The organism is Vibrio sp. PNB23_22_6, assembly GCF_052877535.1.
On the sequence record NZ_JBNFXP010000003.1, the window covers coordinates 28,975 to 49,093 of the forward strand.

The 20,119-nt window shown below is 46.2% G+C and carries 17 protein-coding genes; 15 read left to right on the forward strand and 2 right to left on the reverse strand.

Annotated features, from left to right (window positions below):
• The first annotated feature begins 42 nt into the window (after positions 1-42).
• From ispC to ACVA54_RS03305, 15 genes are all read left to right on the forward strand, one after another.
• Positions 43-1,248, forward strand: coding sequence for a 1-deoxy-D-xylulose-5-phosphate reductoisomerase (gene ispC, locus ACVA54_RS03235; protein WP_119463465.1), 1,206 nt, complete (start codon positions 43-45; stop codon positions 1,246-1,248).
• Complete coding sequence (gene rseP, locus ACVA54_RS03240; RefSeq protein WP_099079713.1) at positions 1,248-2,606, forward strand: sigma E protease regulator RseP; 1,359 nt, start codon at positions 1,248-1,250, stop codon at positions 2,604-2,606. Before ispC ends, rseP begins: the two co-directional genes overlap by 1 nt.
• Before the next feature lie 43 nt (positions 2,607-2,649).
• Positions 2,650-5,064: an outer membrane protein assembly factor BamA gene (bamA, locus tag ACVA54_RS03245; protein WP_099079714.1), complete on the forward strand. Its 2,415-nt coding sequence runs from the start codon at positions 2,650-2,652 to the stop codon at positions 5,062-5,064.
• A gap of 13 nt (positions 5,065-5,077) precedes the next feature.
• On the forward strand, positions 5,078-5,587 hold the full coding sequence (locus ACVA54_RS03250; RefSeq protein ID WP_172438131.1) for an OmpH family outer membrane protein: 510 nt from the start codon (positions 5,078-5,080) through the stop codon (positions 5,585-5,587).
• Between the two features lie 6 nt (positions 5,588-5,593).
• On the forward strand, positions 5,594-6,625 hold the full coding sequence (lpxD, locus tag ACVA54_RS03255; RefSeq protein WP_446616989.1) for a UDP-3-O-(3-hydroxymyristoyl)glucosamine N-acyltransferase: 1,032 nt from the start codon (positions 5,594-5,596) through the stop codon (positions 6,623-6,625).
• Between the two features lie 173 nt (positions 6,626-6,798).
• Positions 6,799-7,251 (forward strand): 3-hydroxyacyl-ACP dehydratase FabZ, encoded by a 453-nt coding sequence (gene fabZ, locus ACVA54_RS03260; RefSeq protein ID WP_009707417.1) that lies wholly within the window; start codon positions 6,799-6,801, stop codon positions 7,249-7,251.
• A 1-nt stretch (position 7,252) separates the two neighbouring features.
• A complete protein-coding gene (lpxA, locus tag ACVA54_RS03265) occupies positions 7,253-8,041 on the forward strand; it encodes an acyl-ACP--UDP-N-acetylglucosamine O-acyltransferase (RefSeq protein WP_099079716.1) in 789 nt (262 codons plus the stop codon).
• Positions 8,042-8,159: 118 nt separating this feature from the next.
• The gene (lpxB, locus tag ACVA54_RS03270; protein WP_119463463.1) at positions 8,160-9,299 is read left to right on the forward strand and encodes a lipid-A-disaccharide synthase; all 1,140 of its coding nucleotides are present in this window, start codon (positions 8,160-8,162) and stop codon (positions 9,297-9,299) included.
• A 9-nt stretch (positions 9,300-9,308) separates the two neighbouring features.
• Entirely contained in the window at positions 9,309-9,947 is a 639-nt protein-coding gene (gene rnhB / locus ACVA54_RS03275) for a ribonuclease HII (RefSeq protein WP_099079718.1), read from the forward strand.
• Between the two features lie 92 nt (positions 9,948-10,039).
• The gene (dnaE, locus tag ACVA54_RS03280; protein WP_446581123.1) at positions 10,040-13,519 is read left to right on the forward strand and encodes a DNA polymerase III subunit alpha; all 3,480 of its coding nucleotides are present in this window, start codon (positions 10,040-10,042) and stop codon (positions 13,517-13,519) included.
• Positions 13,520-13,565: 46 nt separating this feature from the next.
• Positions 13,566-14,525 carry an acetyl-CoA carboxylase carboxyl transferase subunit alpha gene (accA, locus tag ACVA54_RS03285; RefSeq protein ID WP_099079720.1) on the forward strand — a complete coding sequence of 320 codons (960 nt, stop codon included), beginning with the start codon at positions 13,566-13,568 and terminating at the stop codon, positions 14,523-14,525.
• 76 nt (positions 14,526-14,601) lie between these two features.
• The gene (gene tilS / locus ACVA54_RS03290; protein WP_446649399.1) at positions 14,602-15,918 is read left to right on the forward strand and encodes a tRNA lysidine(34) synthetase TilS; all 1,317 of its coding nucleotides are present in this window, start codon (positions 14,602-14,604) and stop codon (positions 15,916-15,918) included.
• Positions 15,919-15,965: 47 nt separating this feature from the next.
• Positions 15,966-16,280, forward strand: a complete 315-nt coding sequence (locus ACVA54_RS03295; RefSeq protein WP_099079722.1) for a c-type cytochrome — start codon at positions 15,966-15,968, stop codon at positions 16,278-16,280.
• Between the two features lie 139 nt (positions 16,281-16,419).
• A complete protein-coding gene (gene glnB / locus ACVA54_RS03300; protein WP_172438132.1) occupies positions 16,420-16,758 on the forward strand; it encodes a nitrogen regulatory protein P-II in 339 nt (112 codons plus the stop codon).
• 133 nt (positions 16,759-16,891) lie between these two features.
• Complete coding sequence (locus ACVA54_RS03305; protein ID WP_446596147.1) at positions 16,892-17,737, forward strand: endonuclease/exonuclease/phosphatase family protein; 846 nt, start codon at positions 16,892-16,894, stop codon at positions 17,735-17,737.
• Positions 17,738-17,755: 18 nt separating this feature from the next.
• On the opposite strand, the gene ACVA54_RS03310 is transcribed toward ACVA54_RS03305, so the two are convergent.
• The gene (locus ACVA54_RS03310; RefSeq protein ID WP_099079725.1) at positions 17,756-18,442 is read right to left on the reverse strand and encodes a YIP1 family protein; all 687 of its coding nucleotides are present in this window, start codon (positions 18,440-18,442) and stop codon (positions 17,756-17,758) included.
• The gene (locus ACVA54_RS03315; protein ID WP_099079726.1) at positions 18,439-20,025 is read right to left on the reverse strand and encodes a lytic transglycosylase; all 1,587 of its coding nucleotides are present in this window, start codon (positions 20,023-20,025) and stop codon (positions 18,439-18,441) included. The genes ACVA54_RS03310 and ACVA54_RS03315 overlap by 4 nt, the downstream gene beginning before the upstream one ends.
• Positions 20,026-20,119: the final 94 nt, after the last annotated feature.

The following is a 20,119-nucleotide window of genomic DNA, read 5'->3' on the forward strand; positions in this document are numbered from 1 at the left end:
GCCATTGTTGTCGCTCCTGAGATTTTCAAACGGTCTTACATCATGCAAAAGTTAACGATTCTTGGTGCAACAGGCTCAATTGGTGCAAGCACATTAAAAGTGGTTGAACAAAACCCTGAGCTGTTTTCTGTGGTCGCCTTGGCGGCAAGCACGAACGTTGAAAAGATGGTCGCACTTTGCCATAAATGGCAACCTAAATATGCCGTTATGGCAGATAAGGTCGCGGCCTTAGCTGTGCAATCTGAGCTAGTTTCAATCTCACCTAACACTGAAGTGTTGGGTGGCGTTGATGCACTTTGCCATATTGCTTCTTTAGAAGAAGTAGACAGCGTGATGGCGGCGATTGTAGGGGCCGCGGGCTTGTTGCCAACCATGGCCGCAGTTAAGGCAGGTAAACGAGTTCTGCTAGCAAACAAAGAAGCATTGGTGATGTCAGGGCAACTGTTTATCGATGCCGTTGCAGAACATGGCGCAGAATTGCTTCCTGTCGACAGTGAGCACAACGCTATCTTCCAGTGTCTTCCACAGCAAGTTCAGACCAACTTAGGTCGTTGCAACCTTGAAGAGCATGGTGTTTCTTCTATTCTGCTTACTGGTTCGGGCGGTCCGTTCCGTTATACCGACATCGCAGAATTAGACACAGTAACACCAGCACAAGCGATCGCCCATCCAAATTGGTCAATGGGGCCGAAAATTTCGGTTGATTCCGCGACCATGATGAATAAAGGCCTTGAGTACATTGAAGCTAAATGGCTATTCAATGCGGCTCGCGAGCAACTAAAGGTGATCATTCACCCACAATCTGTTATCCATTCGATGGTGCAATACCGTGATGGTTCAGTACTGGCACAGATGGGTGAGCCTGACATGGCAACACCGATTGCTCTTACGATGTCTTACCCTTCACGTGTCGATGCTGGTGTTAAGCCACTCGACTTTACCCAAGTAGGTGAGCTAACGTTTTTGCAACCGGATTTCGCTCGCTATCCATGTTTGAAGCTGGCAATTGATGCGTGTTATGAAGGACAGCATTTAACGACAGCACTCAACGCTGCAAATGAAATCGCGGTAGATGCCTTTTTGAATAACCGAGTAGGATTCACTGATATTGCTCGTATTAATGACTTCGTTGTGAATAAAATCGCAGCAAGCCATCGCGCGGAAACGGTGAATAGCTTGGAAAGCCTGCTAGAGCTAGATAGAATAGCACGAACTATCGCCTTAGAATTTTTACGCGAGCGTAGCTAATGACTGGTATCTTGTGGAATCTGGTTTCTTTTATCGTAGCATTGGGCATCTTGGTGGCCGTGCACGAATTTGGCCACTTTTGGGTTGCTCGCCGTTGTGGCGTCAAAGTTGAAAAGTTTTCGATCGGCTTTGGTCAGTCTATCTGGAGCAAGGTAGGTAAGGACGGCACCGAATACAGCATTTCGATGATCCCTCTAGGTGGCTACGTCAAGATGGTGGATAGCCGAGTCGACGAGGTGCCTGAAAATGAAAAGCACGTGGCATTTGATCAAAAGCCGCTATGGAAACGCACTTCCATTGTTGCCGCTGGCCCTATCTTTAACTTTTTATTTGCTATCTTTGCCTACTGGCTGGTTTTCCTTATTGGTGTACCAGCAGTCAAACCGGTAATTGGTGAAGTGACGCCCAATTCAATCATTGCTCAAGCAGGAATTGAATCAGGGATGGAACTAAAGTCTATCTCAGGTATCAAAACTCCGGATTGGGAGTCAGTCAACATGGGATTAATCTCTCATATTGGCGACGATTCAATGACAGTGACGCTTACTTCAGCGAATGAAGTCGGCTCTGAAGTGACAAAAACGCTTGATATCCGTAATTGGCATTTTGATCCAGAAACCCAATCTGCGATGCATTCATTAGGCTTTACGCCATTTACTCCAGAAATTTATACGGAGTTAGCGCAAGTTGGTGAAGGCTCTGCTGGTGAAAAAGCGGGTTTACGTGCGGGTGATAAAATTGTCGCCATGGGCGGTAAAAATATATCTAATTGGAATGAAGTGGTTGAAGCCATTCGTTCTAACCCAGAAACGCCAATTGAAATGACGGTGTTGCGTCAAGGTGATGAGCAATCATTAACATTGACTCCGAGTAGCCGTGAGCTAGCTAACAAACAAGTGGTCGGCTTTGCAGGTATTGCACCTGAAGTCGCAGAATGGCCAGAAAGTTATCGCTTCGAATTACAGTTTGGTGTATTCGATTCTGTAGGCAAGGCGATTGATAAAACGGGGCAAGTAATTGGGTTGACCATCAGTATGCTTAAGAAGCTGATTGTCGGAGATGTTGGTCTAAACAATCTGAGTGGACCAATTTCAATTGCAAAAGGTGCAGGGGCGACAGCGGACTACGGCCTGGTCTACTTTTTAGGTTTTCTGGCGTTAATTAGTGTTAACCTAGGTATTATTAACCTCGTTCCTTTACCAATGTTGGATGGTGGGCATCTGCTGTTTTTCGCAATCGAAGCGATCATCCGACGTCCAGTACCGGAAAAAGTACAGGAAATGGGCTATCGAATTGGAGGGGCGATTATCTTCTCGCTCATGGCGTTAGCGCTATTTAATGATTTTACTCGTCTGTGATGGTTCAGAGACAAAGCAGTAGCAAGGAATAATTAGAACAAGTATGGCGATTAAGCGAATTCTATTTGCAAGTTTACTGGCGACCAGTGTATCTGCAAATGGAGCAGAGAACTTTGTAGTTCAAGATATTGAAATCGATGGATTGCAGCGTGTTGCACTAGGTGCGGCGCTGCTGAAAATGCCCGTACGCGTTGGTGATACGGTTGATCAAGGTGATGTTGCAGAGATCATTCGTGCATTATACGCATCAGGTAACTTCGAAGACGTAAAAGTACTGCGTGACGGCGGTGTTCTGGTTGTTCAAGTTAAAGAACGTCCAACTATTGCTGGCATCTCGTTCTCGGGTAACAAAGCAATCAAGGATGAACAGCTACAAGAAAACCTGAATGCTTCTGGTGTTCGCGAAGGTGAAGCGCTTGACCGCACTACACTAAGTAATATTGAAAAAGGCTTGGAAGATTTTTACTACAGTGTTGGTAAATACAACGCGACAGTAAAAGCCGTTGTTACTCCATTGCCTCGTAACCGTTCTGATCTAAAGTTTGTCTTCACCGAAGGGGTATCGGCAAAGATTCAGCAGATCAACTTTATCGGTAATGAAGTCTTTTCTGACGAAGACCTTCTTTCTCGCTTCAACTTAAACGTCGATGTGCCATGGTGGAACTTCCTAGCGGACGAAAAATACCAAAAGCAAGTTCTTGCGGGTGATATTGAAGCACTGAAGTCTTACTACCTTGACCGTGGTTATCTTAAATTTAACGTTGATTCGACACAAGTGGCGATTTCTCCTGACAAAAAAGGCGTATACATTACGCTTGGCTTGGAAGAGGGGGATGTGTATACCGTTAAGGATGTGAAATTCCGCGGTAACTTGATTGGTGAAGAAGCAACATTCGAAAAACTCATTCCATTTGAAGACAATGAGACCTATAACGGCTCTCGCGTGACGTCGATGGAAGAAGGCATCAAGCGTGTGCTTGGTGAATCGGGTTACGCTTATCCACAAGTAAATACCATACCTGAGTTTGACGACGAGAATAAACAAGTTTCTCTTGTTGTTAGCGTAGACCCTGGCAGCCGTATCTATGTCCGTGATATCCGCTTTACGGGTAACAACTCGACTAAAGATGAAGTCTTGCGCCGTGAAATGCGTCAGATGGAAGGCAGTTGGTTGAACTCGAAATCCATCGAAACGGGTAAAACGCGCTTAAACCGTCTTGGCTATTTTGAGAATGTTGAAGTCCAAACTGTACGTGTACCTGGTAGTGACGATCAAGTTGACCTTGTCTACACTGTGAAGGAGGCCAACTCCGGTAGCGTTAACTTTGGTGTTGGCTACGGAACAGAATCAGGTATTAGCTTCCAAGTTGGTTTACAACAGGATAACTTCCTAGGTAGTGGTAATCGCGTAGGTATTAACGCGATGATGAATGACTACCAGAAAAACGTAAGTTTGGATTACCGTGACCCTTACTGGAACCTTGATGGTGTTAGCTTAGGCGGTAGAATATTTTACGATGAGTTTGAAGCCTCTGAAGCGGGTATCGTTGACTATACCAATGAAAGCTATGGTGCGAGCCTGACATGGGGCTTCCCATTCGACGAACTCAACCGTTTTGAGTTCGGCGTTGGATTTACCCACAACCGAATTGGTAACTTGTCACCTTACCTACAGGTAGAACAGTTCCTACAAGCGCAAGCAGACAATATTGATTCTAGCGGAGCGTTGAATACTAATGACTTTGATTTCAACATGTCTTGGACGCGCAATAATCTAAACCGCGGTTACTTCCCAACAGCTGGTAACCACCAACGCGCGTTCTACAAGATGACCGTACCTGGCTCAGACGTACAGTACTTCAAAATGCAGTACGATGTTCGTCAATATATTCCACTAACGAAGAAGCATGAATTCACGCTCCTATTCCGTGGTCGCCTAGGCTATGGTAATGGTTACGGTCAAACGGATGGTAACGATAACTTGTTCCCATTCTACGAAAACTACTACGCGGGTGGTTTTACAACACTACGTGGATTTGGCTCGAACTCTGTGGGTCCAAAAGCGGTTTACCGTGATTACTCAGGCTCAAACAATGGTGCAGATACCGCAACGAATGATTCGGTTGGTGGTAACGCAGTTGCACTGGCAAGTCTTGAGCTGATTGTACCGACTCCATTTGCGTCGGATGAAGTCCGTAACCAAATTCGTACCAGTATCTTCTTCGACATGGCAAGTATTTGGGATACCGAGTTTGACTACCGTAGCTCAGGCGCTGAATATGGCGATAAGTACTACTACGATTACTCAGATCCAACGAACTACCGTTCATCGTATGGTGCTGCGTTGCAATGGATGTCTCCAATGGGGCCACTAGTATTCTCACTAGCGAAACCAATTAAGAAATTTGATGGCGATGATGAAGAGTTCTTCACATTCACTATCGGTAGAACCTTCTAAAGAGGAAAATATTTTGAATAAAATGATCAAAGCGGCTGGGATTGGCCTTGTTGTACTGAGTTCTTCAATGTTCGCCAATGCGGCAGAAGCGGCTCAAAAAATCGCGTACGTTAACACAGCTCAGGTATTCCAAGCGCTTCCTCAGCGTGAAGTCGTTCTACAGAAAATGCAGAAAGACTTCAAAAGCAAAGCAGATGAGCTGAAATCGATTCAAGCTCAAGCGAAAACGAAAATCGAGAAGCTACAGCGTGATGGCGAGCTACTAGGTCAAGACGAAGTGGAGAAACTACGTATTGACATCGGCAAGCTAGACAGTGAATACAAAGTGAAAGCACAAGCACTAGAGAAAGCAAGTGCTCGCCGCGAAGCGGAAGAAAAAGCGAAGCTATTCAAAACGATTCAAGATGCAGTGAAAAAAGTGGCAGATAAAAAAGGTTACGACCTAGTTATCGACATCTCTTCACTTCAATACGGTAAGCCAGAGTACAACATCTCTGAAGACGTAATTAAAGCTCTAAAATAAGAAGTTATGAAGACATTGACATTAGCCGAGTTGGCAACAATTACCGGGGGTGAGCTATTTGGTGACGAGTCACTCGTTGTTAGCCGCGTAGCTCCAATGGATAAAGCACAAGAGGGTGATGTGACCTTCTTGTCTAACCCAAAATACGCAAAGCACCTTTCTGAGTGTCAAGCGACTGTAGTTATGGTTAAGCCCGAGCATAAAGACCAATGCACTGGTCATGCGCTCGTGGTGGCAGATCCTTACGTTGCGTTTGCTCGTGTGGTTCAAGCGCTAGATACGACCCCAAAACCAGCTGAAAATATTGCACCAAGTGCGGTTATCGCAGCTGACGTTAAGATGGGGGCAAACGTAGCAGTCGGTGCAAATGCAGTGATTGAGACGGGTGTAGAGCTTGGTGACAACGTGATCGTTGGCGCAGGTTGCTTTATTGGTAAAAATGCAAAGTTAGGTAATAACACCAAGCTTTGGGCTAATGTTACGATCTATCATGAAGTATCACTGGGCGATGACTGTCTGATTCAATCGGGTACAGTCATTGGCTCTGACGGTTTCGGCTACGCAAATGAAAAAGGCGAGTGGATTAAGATCCCTCAACTTGGCTCCGTGCGCATTGGGAACCGTGTTGAGATTGGTGCATGTACCACCATCGACCGTGGTGCGTTAGACGATACCATCATCGAAGACAACGTGATTCTTGATAACCAGCTTCAAATCGCTCATAACGTGCAGATCGGATATGGTACGGTGATGCCAGGTGGTACTATTGTTGCTGGCAGTACGACAATTGGTAAATACTGCCAGATTGGCGGCGCGTCGGTTCTTAATGGGCACATCACTATCGCAGATGGTGTTGCTATCACCGGTATGAGCATGGTCATGCGCAGTATCGAAGAGAAAGGTTTATATTCATCGGGAATTCCCCTGCAGACGAATCGAGAGTGGCGTAAAACCGCAACTCGAGTTCATCGCATCGATGAGATGAACAAACGCCTGAAAGCGGTTGAAAAACGGCTGGAACCGAAAGAAGAATCTTAGTTCCATATTCTGAACAAAGACTCGCGAAATGCGAGTCTTTTTCTTATATAATAACGCGCTATAAGTAGATTTATCACCGAGCTGGTATACACTTCGCGGGCATTATTTAAAATGCGGCCTTTTGCCGCTGCCTTGCCAACTTGGTTGTTGAGAATTGATATAGGAATACGACTTTGACTACTGAAAAGAAAACGATGAACATCTCTGAAATTCAAGAGCTACTTCCTCATCGCTACCCATTCTTATTGATCGACCGAGTGATTGATTTCCAAGAAGAGAAGTATCTTCACGCTATCAAAAATGTGTCGGTTAACGAACCTCAGTTCACAGGTCACTTTCCACAATTGCCAGTATTTCCAGGCGTTTTGATCCTGGAAGCGATGGCACAGGCGACAGGCCTACTTGCTTTTAAATCGTTTGGTGCGCCAACAGAAAACGAACTGTACTACTTCGCAAGCGTTGATGGAGCTAAGTTCCGTAAACCTGTAGTACCAGGTGACCAAATGATTATTGAAGTGGAATTTTTGAAAGAACGTCGCGGCATTGCTGCATTCAAAGGTGTAGCGAAAGTTGACGGTGAAGTAGTATGTTCAGCTGAGCTAAAATGTGCTCGTCGAGAGTTTTAATATGATTCATGAAACCGCTAAAATCCACCCAGCGGCGGTGGTAGAAGAAGGCGCGAAAATTGGCGCTAACGTGACCGTTGGTCCATTCACTTATATCACCTCAACGGTAGAGATCGGTGAAGGCACGGAAGTGATGTCGCATGTCGTGATCAAAGGTCATACCAAAATTGGTAAAGACAACCGCATTTTTCCACACGCTGTGATTGGTGAAGAAAACCAAGATAAAAAGTATGGTGGCGAAGAGACAACGGTGGTTATCGGTGATCGTAACGTGATTCGCGAAGCGGTTCAGGTTCACCGTGGGACGGTTCAAGACAAAGCAACCACAGTGATTGGCGACGACAACCTTCTGTGTGTAAACGCACACATCGCACACGATGTTATCGTTGGAAACCACACTCATATTGGCAACAATTCGATTCTTGGTGGCCACGTAACGGTCGAAGACCATGCAGGCGTGATGGCGCTTTCTGCGATTCATCCATTCTGTACCGTTGGTGCTTACGCCTATGTTGGCGGTTGTTCTGCGGTTGTTCAGGACGTTCCTGCTTATGTACTTGCACAAGGTAACCACGCGACACCATTTGGTTTGAACTTGGTTGGCTTAAAGCGCAATGGTTTTGAAAAACCAGAAATTCGCGCATTACAAAAAGCGTACAAAGAAATCTACCGTTCAGGTAAGACTCTAGAAGAAGTGAAACCTATCTTGGCTGAAATGGCGCAAGAGTGGCCAGCTGTGAAACGTTTCAGTGATATTCTGGAAGCGACGGAACGTGGCATCATTCGTTAATTGACGAGTGAATGAGTTATTTATAAAAGATCGCGCCTAGATTAGGCTGCGATCTTTTTGTGTTTTATGGATAAGGTGCTCCCTTATCCATAGTGCATAGGACACAATCGGAATGAACATGGAAAAACCATTACGTATTGGCATCATTGCCGGAGAACTATCAGGCGATACGCTTGGTGAAGGTTTTATCAAAGCGGTGAAAGAGCAGTACCCAAATGCGGAATTTGTTGGTATTGGCGGACCGAAAATGATCGCCCAAGGCTGTGAATCTCTTTTTGATATGGAAGAGCTCGCCGTCATGGGGTTGGTTGAGGTCTTAGGCCGTTTGCCAAGATTGCTAAAGGTTAAAGCTGAGTTGGTTAAGTACTTCACTCAAAATCCGCCAGATGTTTTTGTTGGTATTGATGCGCCGGATTTTAATTTACGTGTTGAGCTAGATTTGAAGAACGCGGGTATCAAAACCGTGCATTACGTTAGCCCTTCCGTTTGGGCTTGGCGTCAAAAGCGTATCTTTAAGATTGAAGCAGCGACCAACTTAGTATTGGCTTTTCTACCATTTGAAAAAGCGTTTTACGACAAATTCAATGTGCCTTGTGAGTTTATTGGCCACACGTTGGCAGATGCGATTCCATTGCAGTCAGAAAAAGCGCCCGCTCGTGAATTATTGGGCTTAGAGCAAGATAAAAAATGGCTGGCCGTGTTACCTGGCAGTCGTGGTAGTGAACTGAAAATGTTGTCTGAGCCATTTATCGAAACTTGTCGACGACTGCATCAGACATTTCCCGAACTGGGGTTTGTGGTTGCGCTTGTTAACCCAAAACGTCGTGAGCAGTTTGAGCAAGCCTGGAAAGTTCTCGCACCAGAGCTAGATTTCAGACTGGTGGATGATACGGCCCGTAACGTGATTACGGCTTCTGATGTCGTCATGTTGGCGTCAGGCACGGTTGCGCTAGAATGTATGTTGCTGAAGCGTCCGATGGTGGTTGGCTACCGTGTGAATGCTGTTACTGCTTTCCTCGCCAAACGTCTGCTAAAAACAAAATACGTATCGTTACCTAACATCTTGTCTGATAGCGAACTGGTAAAAGAGTATTTGCAAGAAGACTGCACACCAGAAAACTTATTCAACGAAGTGTCTCGTTTACTAGAGAGCGATAACCAAAGAATGTTGGATAAGTTCACCGAAATGCACCACTGGATCCAAAAAAATGCGGATCAACAAGCCGCAAATGCGGTATTAACACTGATAGAGAAATAGAGATTTACCATGGCTGTGAAGGCAAAAACCACAAAAGCGAAAGTTGAGCTCCCACCGTTTGAATACCCACAAGGTTACCAATTGGTCGCTGGTGTGGATGAAGTAGGGCGTGGCCCTCTGGTTGGTGATGTGGTTACCGCTGCGGTCATTTTGGACCCGAATAATCCAATTGAAGGATTGAACGATTCAAAAAAACTCAGTGAGAAAAAGCGCTTGGCTTTGCTTCCAGAAATCAAAGAGAAGGCATTAGCCTGGTCTGTTGGTCGTTGTTCACCTGAAGAGATTGATGAACTGAACATCCTACAAGCGACCATGGTGGCGATGCAGCGTGCGATTGCCGGTTTGAAAGTTCAGCCAGATTTGGCGCTTATCGATGGAAACCGCTGTCCTGCGCTGCCAATGGACGCTCAAGCAGTGGTGAAAGGCGACTTACGCGTGGCAGAAATCAGTGCAGCATCCATCATTGCTAAAGTCGTACGTGACCAAGAAATGGAAGAACTGGATAAACAATACCCGCAATTTGGCTTTGCGAAGCACAAAGGTTACCCAACCAAAGCGCACTTTGAAGCCATCGAACAGCACGGTGTGATCAACGAACATCGCAAGAGCTTTAAGCCAGTAAAGAAAGCCCTGGGCATCGAAGAGTAGACCAAATTCGGGATTGGCGTATAACGAGGTTATAATCCACGTCCCCTTTAGGTTAGAATTCCATAAAAGATTTAGTTACACGGTACCTGCTAATGTCAGATCCCAAGTTCATTCACCTTCGTGTCCATAGTGATTACTCGATGGTGGATGGTATCAACAAAGTTCCACCGCTAGTTAAGAAAGTCGCCGAGCTCGGCATGCCAGCAATGGCACTGACCGATTTCACCAACTTATGTGGTTTGGTGAAATACTACGGCACAGCACACGGTTGCGGTGTGAAGCCGATCATTGGTGCAGATTTCAAAATGCAGTCCGATGAATTTGGTGAGGAGCTGACACAATTAACCGTACTCGCAGCAGACAACACGGGTTATAAACACTTAACGCTGCTGATCTCGAAAGCGTACTTACGTGGTCATGTCCAGCATCAACCTGTCATTGATAAAGCTTGGCTTGCTGAGCTATCAGAAGGGCTTATTGTCCTTTCTGGTGCAAAAAACGGTGAGATAGGTAAAGCATTACTTAAAGGCAACCGCAAGCTTGTCCAGGATTGTGTTGAGTTTTATCGACAACACTTCGCCGATCGCTTTTATCTGGAGTTGGTTCGTACTGGCCGTCCAGATGAAGAGACCTATTTGCACTTTGCTGTTGAACTGGCAGAGCAAGAAGACCTGCCAGTAGTAGCAACCAACGAAGTGGTGTTCATCAGCGAAGATCTGTTTGATGCGCACGAAATTCGCGTGGCGATCCATGATGGCTATACCTTAGAAGATCCACGTCGTCCAAAAAATTACAGCCCAGAGCAGTACTTACGCACTGAAGAAGAAATGTGTGAGCTGTTTGCGGACATTCCAGAAGCATTGGAAAACAGTGTTGAGATTGCCAAGCGTTGTAACGTCACCGTACGTTTAGGTGAATACTTCCTGCCAGCCTTCCCAACAGAAGGGATGAAAGAGACCGAATTTTTGGTCATGAAGTCACGCGAAGGTTTGGAAGAACGTTTAGAATTCCTATTCCCAGATGAGGAAGAGCGCTTAACGCGTCGTCCAGAATATGACGAGCGCTTACAAATCGAACTCGACGTAATCAACCAAATGGGCTTCCCGGGTTATTTCCTGATCGTAATGGAGTTCATTCAATGGTCAAAAGACAATGATATTCCAGTAGGTCCGGGGCGTGGTTCTGGTGCGGGCTCGTTAGTGGCATATGCCCTGAAAATCACCGATCTTGATCCGTTGGAATACGATCTGCTCTTCGAACGTTTTTTGAACCCAGAGCGTGTCTCCATGCCCGATTTCGACGTCGATTTCTGTATGGATAAACGTGATCAAGTTATAGACCACGTAGCCGAAATGTATGGCCGTGACGCGGTGTCGCAGATCATCACCTTTGGTACCATGGCAGCGAAAGCGGTTATCCGCGACGTAGGCCGTGTACTTGGTCACCCATTTGGTTTCGTTGACCGCATCTCGAAGTTGATCCCGCCTGATCCTGGCATGACGTTGGAGAAAGCGTTCAAAGCTGAACCGGCGTTACCTGAGTTGTATGACGCGGATGAAGAAGTCAAAGAGCTCATCGATAAGTGTCGTATTCTAGAAGGTTGTACCCGAAATGCCGGTAAGCATGCGGGTGGTGTGGTTATTTCACCAACGACCATTACGGATTTTGCACCGATCTATGCGGACTCGGAAGGTCACTTCCCAGTGACTCAATTTGATAAAAATGACGTTGAAACCGCTGGCTTGGTTAAGTTCGACTTCTTGGGTTTACGAACTCTAACCATCATCGATTGGGCGCTTGGTCTGATTAATCCGCGCCTAGAGCAAGAGGGTAAAGAGCCCGTTCGTATCGAGTCAATACCTCTTGCGGATCCAGCCTCTTTCCGTTTGTTACAGAACTCAGAAACCACCGCGGTATTCCAGCTGGAATCGCGTGGCATGAAAGAACTGATCAAACGTCTTCAGCCTGACTGTTTCGAAGACATCATCGCACTGGTAGCACTGTTCCGTCCAGGACCGCTGCAATCAGGCATGGTAGATAACTTTATCGACCGTAAACATGGCCGAGAAGCGATCTCTTACCCAGATGAAAAGTGGCAACACGAATCACTAAAAGAGATCCTCGATCCGACTTACGGCATCATTCTGTACCAAGAGCAGGTTATGCAGATCGCGCAGGTTCTGTCCGGTTACACCCTTGGTGGTGCGGATATGCTTCGCCGAGCAATGGGTAAGAAAAAGCCAGAAGAGATGGCTAAGCAGCGTGCGACTTTTGAAGACGGTGCGATAAAGAATGGCGTCGACGGCGAGTTGGCGATGAAAATCTTCGACTTGGTAGAAAAGTTTGCGGGTTACGGCTTTAACAAATCGCACTCGGCCGCTTATGCACTGGTTTCTTATCAGACGCTTTGGCTGAAGACCCACTATCCGGCAGAATTCATGGCGGCGGTAATGACGGCCGATATGGATAACACGGAAAAAGTCGTTGGCTTAGTAGACGAATGTTTGCGAATGAAGCTCACCGTTCTACCGCCAGATATTAACTCAGGGTTGTACCGTTTTAACGTGGATGAAAACGGCGCGATTGTTTACGGTATTGGCGCGATTAAAGGGGTGGGTGAAGGTCCGATTGATGCGATTTTAGCTGCTCGCAAAAAAGGCGGATACTTTAAAGATCTGTTCGATTTCTGTGCGCGTATTGATCTGAAGAAAGTTAATAAGCGTGTGATTGAAAAATTGATTTACGCGGGCGCACTGGATCGATTAGGCCCTCATCGCGCCGCACTCATGGCCTCTTTGGATGATGCCGTAAAAGCGGCGAGCCAACACCATCAAGCCGAAGCGTTTGGTCAGGCCGATATGTTTGGCGTGCTGACGGATGCACCAGAAGAAGTGGAGCATAAGTACACACAAGTGCCAGCTTGGCCTGAAAAAATATGGCTAGAGGGTGAGCGTGAAACGCTCGGTTTATATTTGACCGGGCACCCAATTAACGCCTATCTGAAGGAACTGAACAAATACACCAGTTGTCGACTTAAAGACGCAACGCCGACACGTCGTGATCAATCGGTGACCATTGCTGGTCTCGTGATTGCCGCGCGTGTGATGACCACAAAGCGCGGAACCCGCATCGGTATCATGACGCTGGATGATCGAAGTGGTCGAATGGAGGTGATGCTATTTTCAGATGCACTTGATCGGTATGCAGAACTTCTCGAAAAAGATAAAATTTTGGTCGTATCGGGACAGGTCAGCTTTGATGATTTCAACGGTGGGCTTAAAATGTCAGCGCGTGAAGTGATGGATCTCGGCAGTGCACGTGAAAAATACGCCCGTGGTTTGTCAGTATCGATTGATGCAAACCAAATCAATGACAAGTTCTTCGAGCAATTTAGTCGTATTTTAGAACCGCATAAAGCCGGAACTGTCCCTATCAATGTATACTACCAACGTGCCGACGCCAGAGCGCGGTTAACATTGGGCACAGAATGGCGCGTGACGCCAAGTGATACATTACTAGAAGATTTACAACAGTTACTTGGTAAAGGCCAGGTAGAACTCGAATTTAACTAAAAAATTCAGCGCGATACGTAAGACGCTGAGTCAAAAGGATTCATAGATGAGCCTAAACTTTCTTGAATTTGAAAAGCCAATCGCAGAGCTAGAAGCAAAAATCGAAGCGCTACGCGATGTTTCCCGCCACGGTGGGGATTCTGCGATTGACCTGGATAAAGAAATCGAACAGCTTGAGAAAAAGAGCCTAGAACTGAAGAAAAAAACATTCAGTAATTTAGGTGCATGGGAAACAGCTCAACTGGCTCGTCACCCTCTACGTCCATACACGCTTGATTACATTCAGCATGTATTTGAAGAATTTGACGAGCTTGCGGGTGATCGCGCATTCGCTGATGATAAAGCGATTGTTGGCGGTATTGCTCGTCTTGAAGGTCGCCCTGTGATGATCATCGGTCATCAGAAAGGCCGTGAAACCAAAGAGAAGGTAAAACGTAACTTCGGTATGCCAAAACCAGAAGGTTACCGTAAAGCACTACGTCTAATGGAAATGGCAGAACGCTTCAAGATGCCAATCATCACCTTTATCGATACGGCGGGGGCATACCCTGGCGTTGGTGCAGAAGAGCGTGGCCAATCTGAAGCTATCGCAAAAAACCTTAAAGTAATGTCTGGTCTTAAAGTGCCAGTGATCTGTAACGTGGTGGGAGAAGGTGGTTCTGGTGGTGCATTGGCCATCGGCGTCGGCGACTACGTGAACATGCTTCAGTACTCTACGTACTCAGTCATCTCTCCAGAAGGTTGTGCATCAATTCTATGGCGTGATTCAGATAAAGCACCACAAGCAGCGGAAGCGATGGGCTTAACTGCCCCTCGTCTAAAAGAGCTGGGCCTTATTGATGAAATCATCGATGAACCACTAGGCGGTGCGCACCGTGACCACGTTCAAATGGCAGCTAACATGAAAGCAAACCTGCTTCGACAGCTTGAAGATCTTGAGCAGCTTGATCAAGAAACACTACTTGAGCGTCGTTATCAGCGTCTAATGAACTACGGTTACTGCTGATATCTCGCAAGAGAACGGATAAAATAGAAAGGGTTGGGCAAACGTCCAGCCCTTTTTTGTACCTATCGGATCGCTTATGGAATCGCTTTACCCACATGTTGCTCATGTACTAGACGCACATTACCAGCCTAAAACTAAGATCGTCTTGGCCTTCAGTGGTGGGGTGGATTCGCGTTTATTACTTGAACTGCTCAGCCGCTATCAACGAGCTCGCTCAGTGACTTGCCACGCAGTGTATGTTCATCATGGCCTGAGTGCCAATGCCGATGACTGGGCAGAGAAATGCGTCTTGTGGGCGAAGCAAGCCGGTATATCATGCACCATTGAGCGTGTCAGTTTAGACATCCATAGTGGTGAGAGCATTGAACTGCTGGCTCGTGAAGCGCGCTATCACGCATTAGCCAAGCATGTTCAAGACGGTGACTTACTCCTGACAGGTCAGCATGCGGATGACCAAGTAGAGACTTTCCTGCTTGCTCTTAAACGTGGAAGTGGCCCAAAAGGGTTGTCCTCAATGGCAGAAAGCATGCCTTTTTCGGGGGGCATGTTAGTTCGTCCGATTCTTTCAGTTCGTCGTGAGCAAATTGAACGTATCGCGCATCGCCTTGGTCTTGAATGGGTTGAGGACGAGAGCAACCAAGATACGCGCTATGATCGAAACTTCTTACGCCATCGTATTGTTCCAGAACTCGCTGCTCGTTGGCCGAATATTCATCAAGCCGTTCAACGCAGTGCTAGCTTATGTGCCCAACAAGAAGCACTGCTTGATGAGTTGTTATGCGCCACTTTTGAACAAACGCTACACCCTGATTTTAGCTTGAGGATTGGCGGCCTAACCTCACACAGTGATCTTGCTCGTGCGCATTTGATTCGTATGTGGTTAGCAAAATTAAACGTCAATATGCCCAGTCAGACACAATTGAGTTTGATTTGGAATGAAGTCGCATTAGCTCAGCAAGATGCGAATCCAAAGCTAAAGTTGAAACAAGGTGAAGTGCGACGTTTTCAACATCGACTTTATTGGGTCACCGAAACGGTAGACGTGAGTGCGTGGCAAAGTTCGCTTCAATTGGACGTTGCGTTACCGCTTCCTGAGCGGTTGGGAGAATTAACCCTGACTACGACATCGAATCAAGCCAATATTGCCTTACCACCCTATCCAGAGCGTCTAAGAGTGATTTTTAATCCTGAGGGACTCACTGCGCACCCAACCACACGGGGTCACAGTCGCAAGCTGAAAAAGCTGTTTCAGGAATACAACGTACCAAGTTGGCTTCGTCGGAAAATGCCGATCTTGATGTATCAAGATCAAGTGGTGGCTGTGGCGGATTTGTTCGTTGATCAAGCCTTTGGCGGTCAGGATTGTGAGCTAGTGTGGCGCAAGTTATTGTAACTTATGACACAATGCTGGCTATAAATACAACAAATTCAGGTGAAGTAATGAAGAAAGTGATCATGGTCGCAGTGGTAGCGTTAACGATGATGAGTGGTCAAGCATTGGCATCCGGTGATGCAGCAGCTGGGCAAGCGAAAGCTGCGGTATGTGCCGCTTGTCATGGCCCAGACGGTATTGCCGTGATTCCGGGTTACCCAAATATAAAAGGTCAGAATGAGCAATATATCGTGAGCTCAATTAAGTCTTATAAAGATGGTCAACGCACGGGTGGCTTAGCGGCAGTTATGCAGGCACAAGCATCATTACTGTCTGACGCGGATATCGCCAACTTAGCGGCTTACTATTCAAGCCTTAAGTAATCGCAACACATTATAGAGACAAGGGCAGGGCAATGCTCTGTCTTTTTCAGTATTTTTACCTCGGAATTATGACAGGCATTGAATGTTGTGAGATGCTAACCGATAATATGCGCAAACGATTGAAGCTTAAGGGATGAACATGAAAAAGATTGAAGCGATTATTAAGCCATTCAAATTGGATGATGTCCGAGAAGCATTGGCTGAAGTAGGCATTACAGGGATGACTGTCTCTGAAGTCAAAGGCTTTGGTCGTCAGAAAGGTCACACAGAGCTGTACCGCGGTGCAGAATACATGGTGGATTTCCTTCCTAAAGTGAAGCTAGAAATCGTTGTGACTGAAGACGTAGCAGATAAGTGCGTAGACACCATCATCGAAACGGCACAAACTGGTAAGATCGGTGATGGTAAGATCTTCGTAACAGACATTGAGCGTGTGGTTCGTATCCGTACGGGTGAAGAAGACGAAGACGCGATCTAATCTCTATTCAGATAGATATTCGATTTCACTACGATATGTGATGAATATTTGATTAAGCTAAAAGGGAGCCTATGTATGGCTCCTTTTTCATTGGTTATCCCAAGCTCAGATTATTAATTGTTTAGGTTGGATTATGTTTAAGCGCTTTTTTCTTTCTCTCGCTTTTCTTAGTTTGGCGGCTGTGACTGCTTTTCATTTGGTGTTCATTGTGCCAGAGCAGCCACAAATCATTACTCAGACAGGCACGAAGATTATTCAAGAGATTCGCTGCATGGAGTTTGACGCGCCACAAGTGTTGGACAAGCACGGTGAACTGAATGTACTGGTGTGGAATATTTACAAGCAAAACAAAGAGAATTGGCAACAAGTGTTGAACTCACTCTCCGCTGATAAGCAGTTATTGTTACTGCAAGAAGCCAGCTTAACCGATGAGTTTAAAACTTGGCTGATAGAAGGGCATTGGGTCAGCAATCAAGTGAGTGCATTTAAGGCGTTAGGTAATGGCGCTGGCGTAATCACTATCGCCCAGGACGAACCTATTCGAGCCTGCGCTTACACTTCAAAAGAGCCGTGGCTACGATTGCCTAAGTCCGCGTTGTATAGTAAGTATCTGTTGAGTAATGGTCAAACCTTAGCGGTGATCAACATTCACGCTATTAACTTCACGGTGGGGACAGAAGAATACACGTCTCAACTTACAACGCTTGAAAAGGTGCTTAAAGAGCACAAAGGTCCGGTTTTGTTTGCGGGAGACTTTAACAGCTGGAGTGGGGAGCGTATTGCTGCGATGAAGAAAGTCCTACACAAAGCTAACTTGCAAGAAGTCCAGTTTAGCCCGGATAACCGAACCCAGTTCATTAATGGCTTACCGCTTGATCATATTTTTTATCGAGGGCTGATGTTCAAAAATGCGAAAGCGCCGCAGAGCGACGCTTCCGATCATAACCCATTATTGGTATCGTTTACGCTTAACGACTAGTCATTGTATTTCAAACGCTTAAGCAATAACGATGTACAATGCCCAAATCACGTAGAACGCCATCCATGGCAGGCTAGCAATAACAAGAGCCTGTCCGCGTTCGAACTCAGTCCAAGTCAGTACGATACCGTAGCCCAATACTATGTACCAAGGCAGAAGCAGTGGTAGTGAGCTAGCAAAGTGAGACCATTCGCTGGTTAGCGGTAGCTTTAGTAGACCATTTAAGCTGTTTAAATCGGCAGCGTATGTCATCACCTGACCGTGTTTAAGCAGCAGACTCGCATAGCTTGCAATATCTCCCAAAACGGCAGGAAACAGAATTGCACACGATGCAGCAAACCATTTCCAGTAACCGTATTGTTGTTTACTTGCTTTCGTTGCTAAGAAGAACCAAAGCGCCAGCAGTAGCAATGTCGCAAAGCGGTTAAATACATCATTAATGATCGCCGTGGCCATCAAGGTGTTTGGTTCCAACAGCTCAATCTGCTTTGGATCGATCTGTTGGAACTGAGCGGTGAGCTGCTCACTCAACCAAGTAAAATCGACATTCGAGAAATAGGCCCCCCAAAATAGAAATGGACTGATCACCAACACGATGAAAGGTTGCCATCCCCAGCCTCCACGCTGATACAGCGCTAAGAAGCAAGATGTTGGAGAACGGAAAATATCCAACAACATTACAAGAGGGTTACTCGATGGGTTCATACACTTACCTTGGTTACGTCAACATACAACTTAAGCTTCTGACCTGGTTTCAGGTACTGCTGCTTTTGAAGAGAATTCCATTTCACGATGTCGTTGCTCTTCACCTTAAACTTGCTCGCAATGCCGCTGATGGTGTCGCCAGAACGCACATTGTAGAACACAGTGCGAATGACTGCGCCTTTGTCGGAGTTCTTCCAGATCACCATTTTTTGGCCAACGCGTAAGGTGTCTTTTGGCCCCATGCCGTTCCATTTCGCCAGAGACTGATGAGAAACTTTGTTCTCTTTTGCAATGGACCACAAGCTCTCACCAGATTGAACAACGTGAGTCAGCTTAAATTGACCACGAGCTTGAGATTGCGTTTTGTTTAAGCGATTCTCGGCACTTAACGCATACTTAGAGTCGTCTTTGGTTGAGGTTGGGATCAGCAGGTACTGACCAATGCGGATATTATTGTTCGATAGGCCGTTTGCACGACGAATCACTTTGGTTGTTGTACCGTATTTGTTGGCTAGCATGCTCAGAGAGTCACCTGACTTCACTTTGTAGCGCGCCACTTTTACACCCTTACCACGATTTTTATTCACTTGAGCAAGGAATTGATCCTTTTTCTCTACTGGAATGAGAAGCTGGTGTGGACCATCCGGTGCGGTAGACCATTGGTTGTAAGCTGGGTTGTAACTTTGCAATTCTTTAACCCCAATACCGGCATAATCTGCGGCAATAGCCAGATCGAGCTGTTCTTTTGGATCAATAAGCGTGAGCACTGGCTTGTTAGGAATCGCAGGAATATCGATACCATATTTCTCTTGGTTCGCGACAATGTCCGCTAAGGCAAGGAGTTTAGGTACGTAGCTACTGGTCTCTTTTGGTAGATCCAAAGAGAAGAAATCGGTTGGCTTACCTAGTTTCTTGTTTTTACGAATCGCACTGGATACACGACCGCCGCCACTATTGTAGGCTGCAATGGCGTGCTGCCAGTTGCCATCAAAACGCTTACTTTGCTGTTCTAGGTAGCTAAGAGCAGCATCAGTAGACGCGGAAACATCACGGCGGCCGTCGTACCAATAGTTTTGCTCAAGCCCCATCATTTTGCCGGTACCAGGAACGAATTGCCACAGGCCTGCGGCACTACCGTGCGAGTAGGCAAAGGCATCAAATGAGCTTTCTACGACCGGTAAAAGCGCCAGTTCCATGGGTAGACCACGTTCTTCGATTCGTTTGGTAATCATGTACAAAAACGGCTCTGCGCGTTTAGATACAGTGCGAAGGTGGCTTGGGTGCTTTAAATACCAAGTGCGGTAATACGCAACTTTTTTGTTGTCTGGGATGTCCATGTCCAATTGCATAGCGATACGTTGCCATACATCCTCTTGATCCTGAGGAGCAATCACTTTTGGCGTCGGTTTTGCCGTTTCCTTCGCGACAGGTTGCTTTTTAGAGGAATCAGCCTGAGCTTTGTCTTGTTTTACAATTTGCTCAGGGTTATTGGTTTCTTGGGTTGGAGAGTTGGTCGAATCTGGTTGAGCTAATTGACAGCCAGATAGCAGTAACGTCAACGCCAAAGTGTACTTTAAACGCATGGATTAAACCTATTGAGGACCTATTATCGACACTTACCCATTGTTAAGCGAGGTAGCCGTCAGATATTAGGCATCTTCTAACACTAAAGGACGA

Coding starts and splice junctions, on each gene's coding strand:
- ispC (WP_119463465.1), top strand. CDS start 43: ATGCAAAAGTTAACGATTCTTGGTGCAACAGGCTCAATTGGTGCAAGC.
- rseP (WP_099079713.1), top strand. CDS start 1,248: ATGACTGGTATCTTGTGGAATCTGGTTTCTTTTATCGTAGCATTGGGC.
- bamA (WP_099079714.1), top strand. CDS start 2,650: ATGGCGATTAAGCGAATTCTATTTGCAAGTTTACTGGCGACCAGTGTA.
- lpxD (WP_446616989.1), top strand. CDS start 5,594: ATGAAGACATTGACATTAGCCGAGTTGGCAACAATTACCGGGGGTGAG.
- lpxA (WP_099079716.1), top strand. CDS start 7,253: ATGATTCATGAAACCGCTAAAATCCACCCAGCGGCGGTGGTAGAAGAA.
- lpxB (WP_119463463.1), top strand. CDS start 8,160: ATGGAAAAACCATTACGTATTGGCATCATTGCCGGAGAACTATCAGGC.
- rnhB (WP_099079718.1), top strand. CDS start 9,309: ATGGCTGTGAAGGCAAAAACCACAAAAGCGAAAGTTGAGCTCCCACCG.
- dnaE (WP_446581123.1), top strand. CDS start 10,040: ATGTCAGATCCCAAGTTCATTCACCTTCGTGTCCATAGTGATTACTCG.
- accA (WP_099079720.1), top strand. CDS start 13,566: ATGAGCCTAAACTTTCTTGAATTTGAAAAGCCAATCGCAGAGCTAGAA.
- tilS (WP_446649399.1), top strand. CDS start 14,602: ATGGAATCGCTTTACCCACATGTTGCTCATGTACTAGACGCACATTAC.
- ACVA54_RS03295 (WP_099079722.1), top strand. CDS start 15,966: ATGAAGAAAGTGATCATGGTCGCAGTGGTAGCGTTAACGATGATGAGT.
- glnB (WP_172438132.1), top strand. CDS start 16,420: ATGAAAAAGATTGAAGCGATTATTAAGCCATTCAAATTGGATGATGTC.
- ACVA54_RS03305 (WP_446596147.1), top strand. CDS start 16,892: ATGTTTAAGCGCTTTTTTCTTTCTCTCGCTTTTCTTAGTTTGGCGGCT.
- ACVA54_RS03310 (WP_099079725.1), bottom strand. CDS start 18,442: ATGAACCCATCGAGTAACCCTCTTGTAATGTTGTTGGATATTTTCCGT.
- ACVA54_RS03315 (WP_099079726.1), bottom strand. CDS start 20,025: ATGCGTTTAAAGTACACTTTGGCGTTGACGTTACTGCTATCTGGCTGT.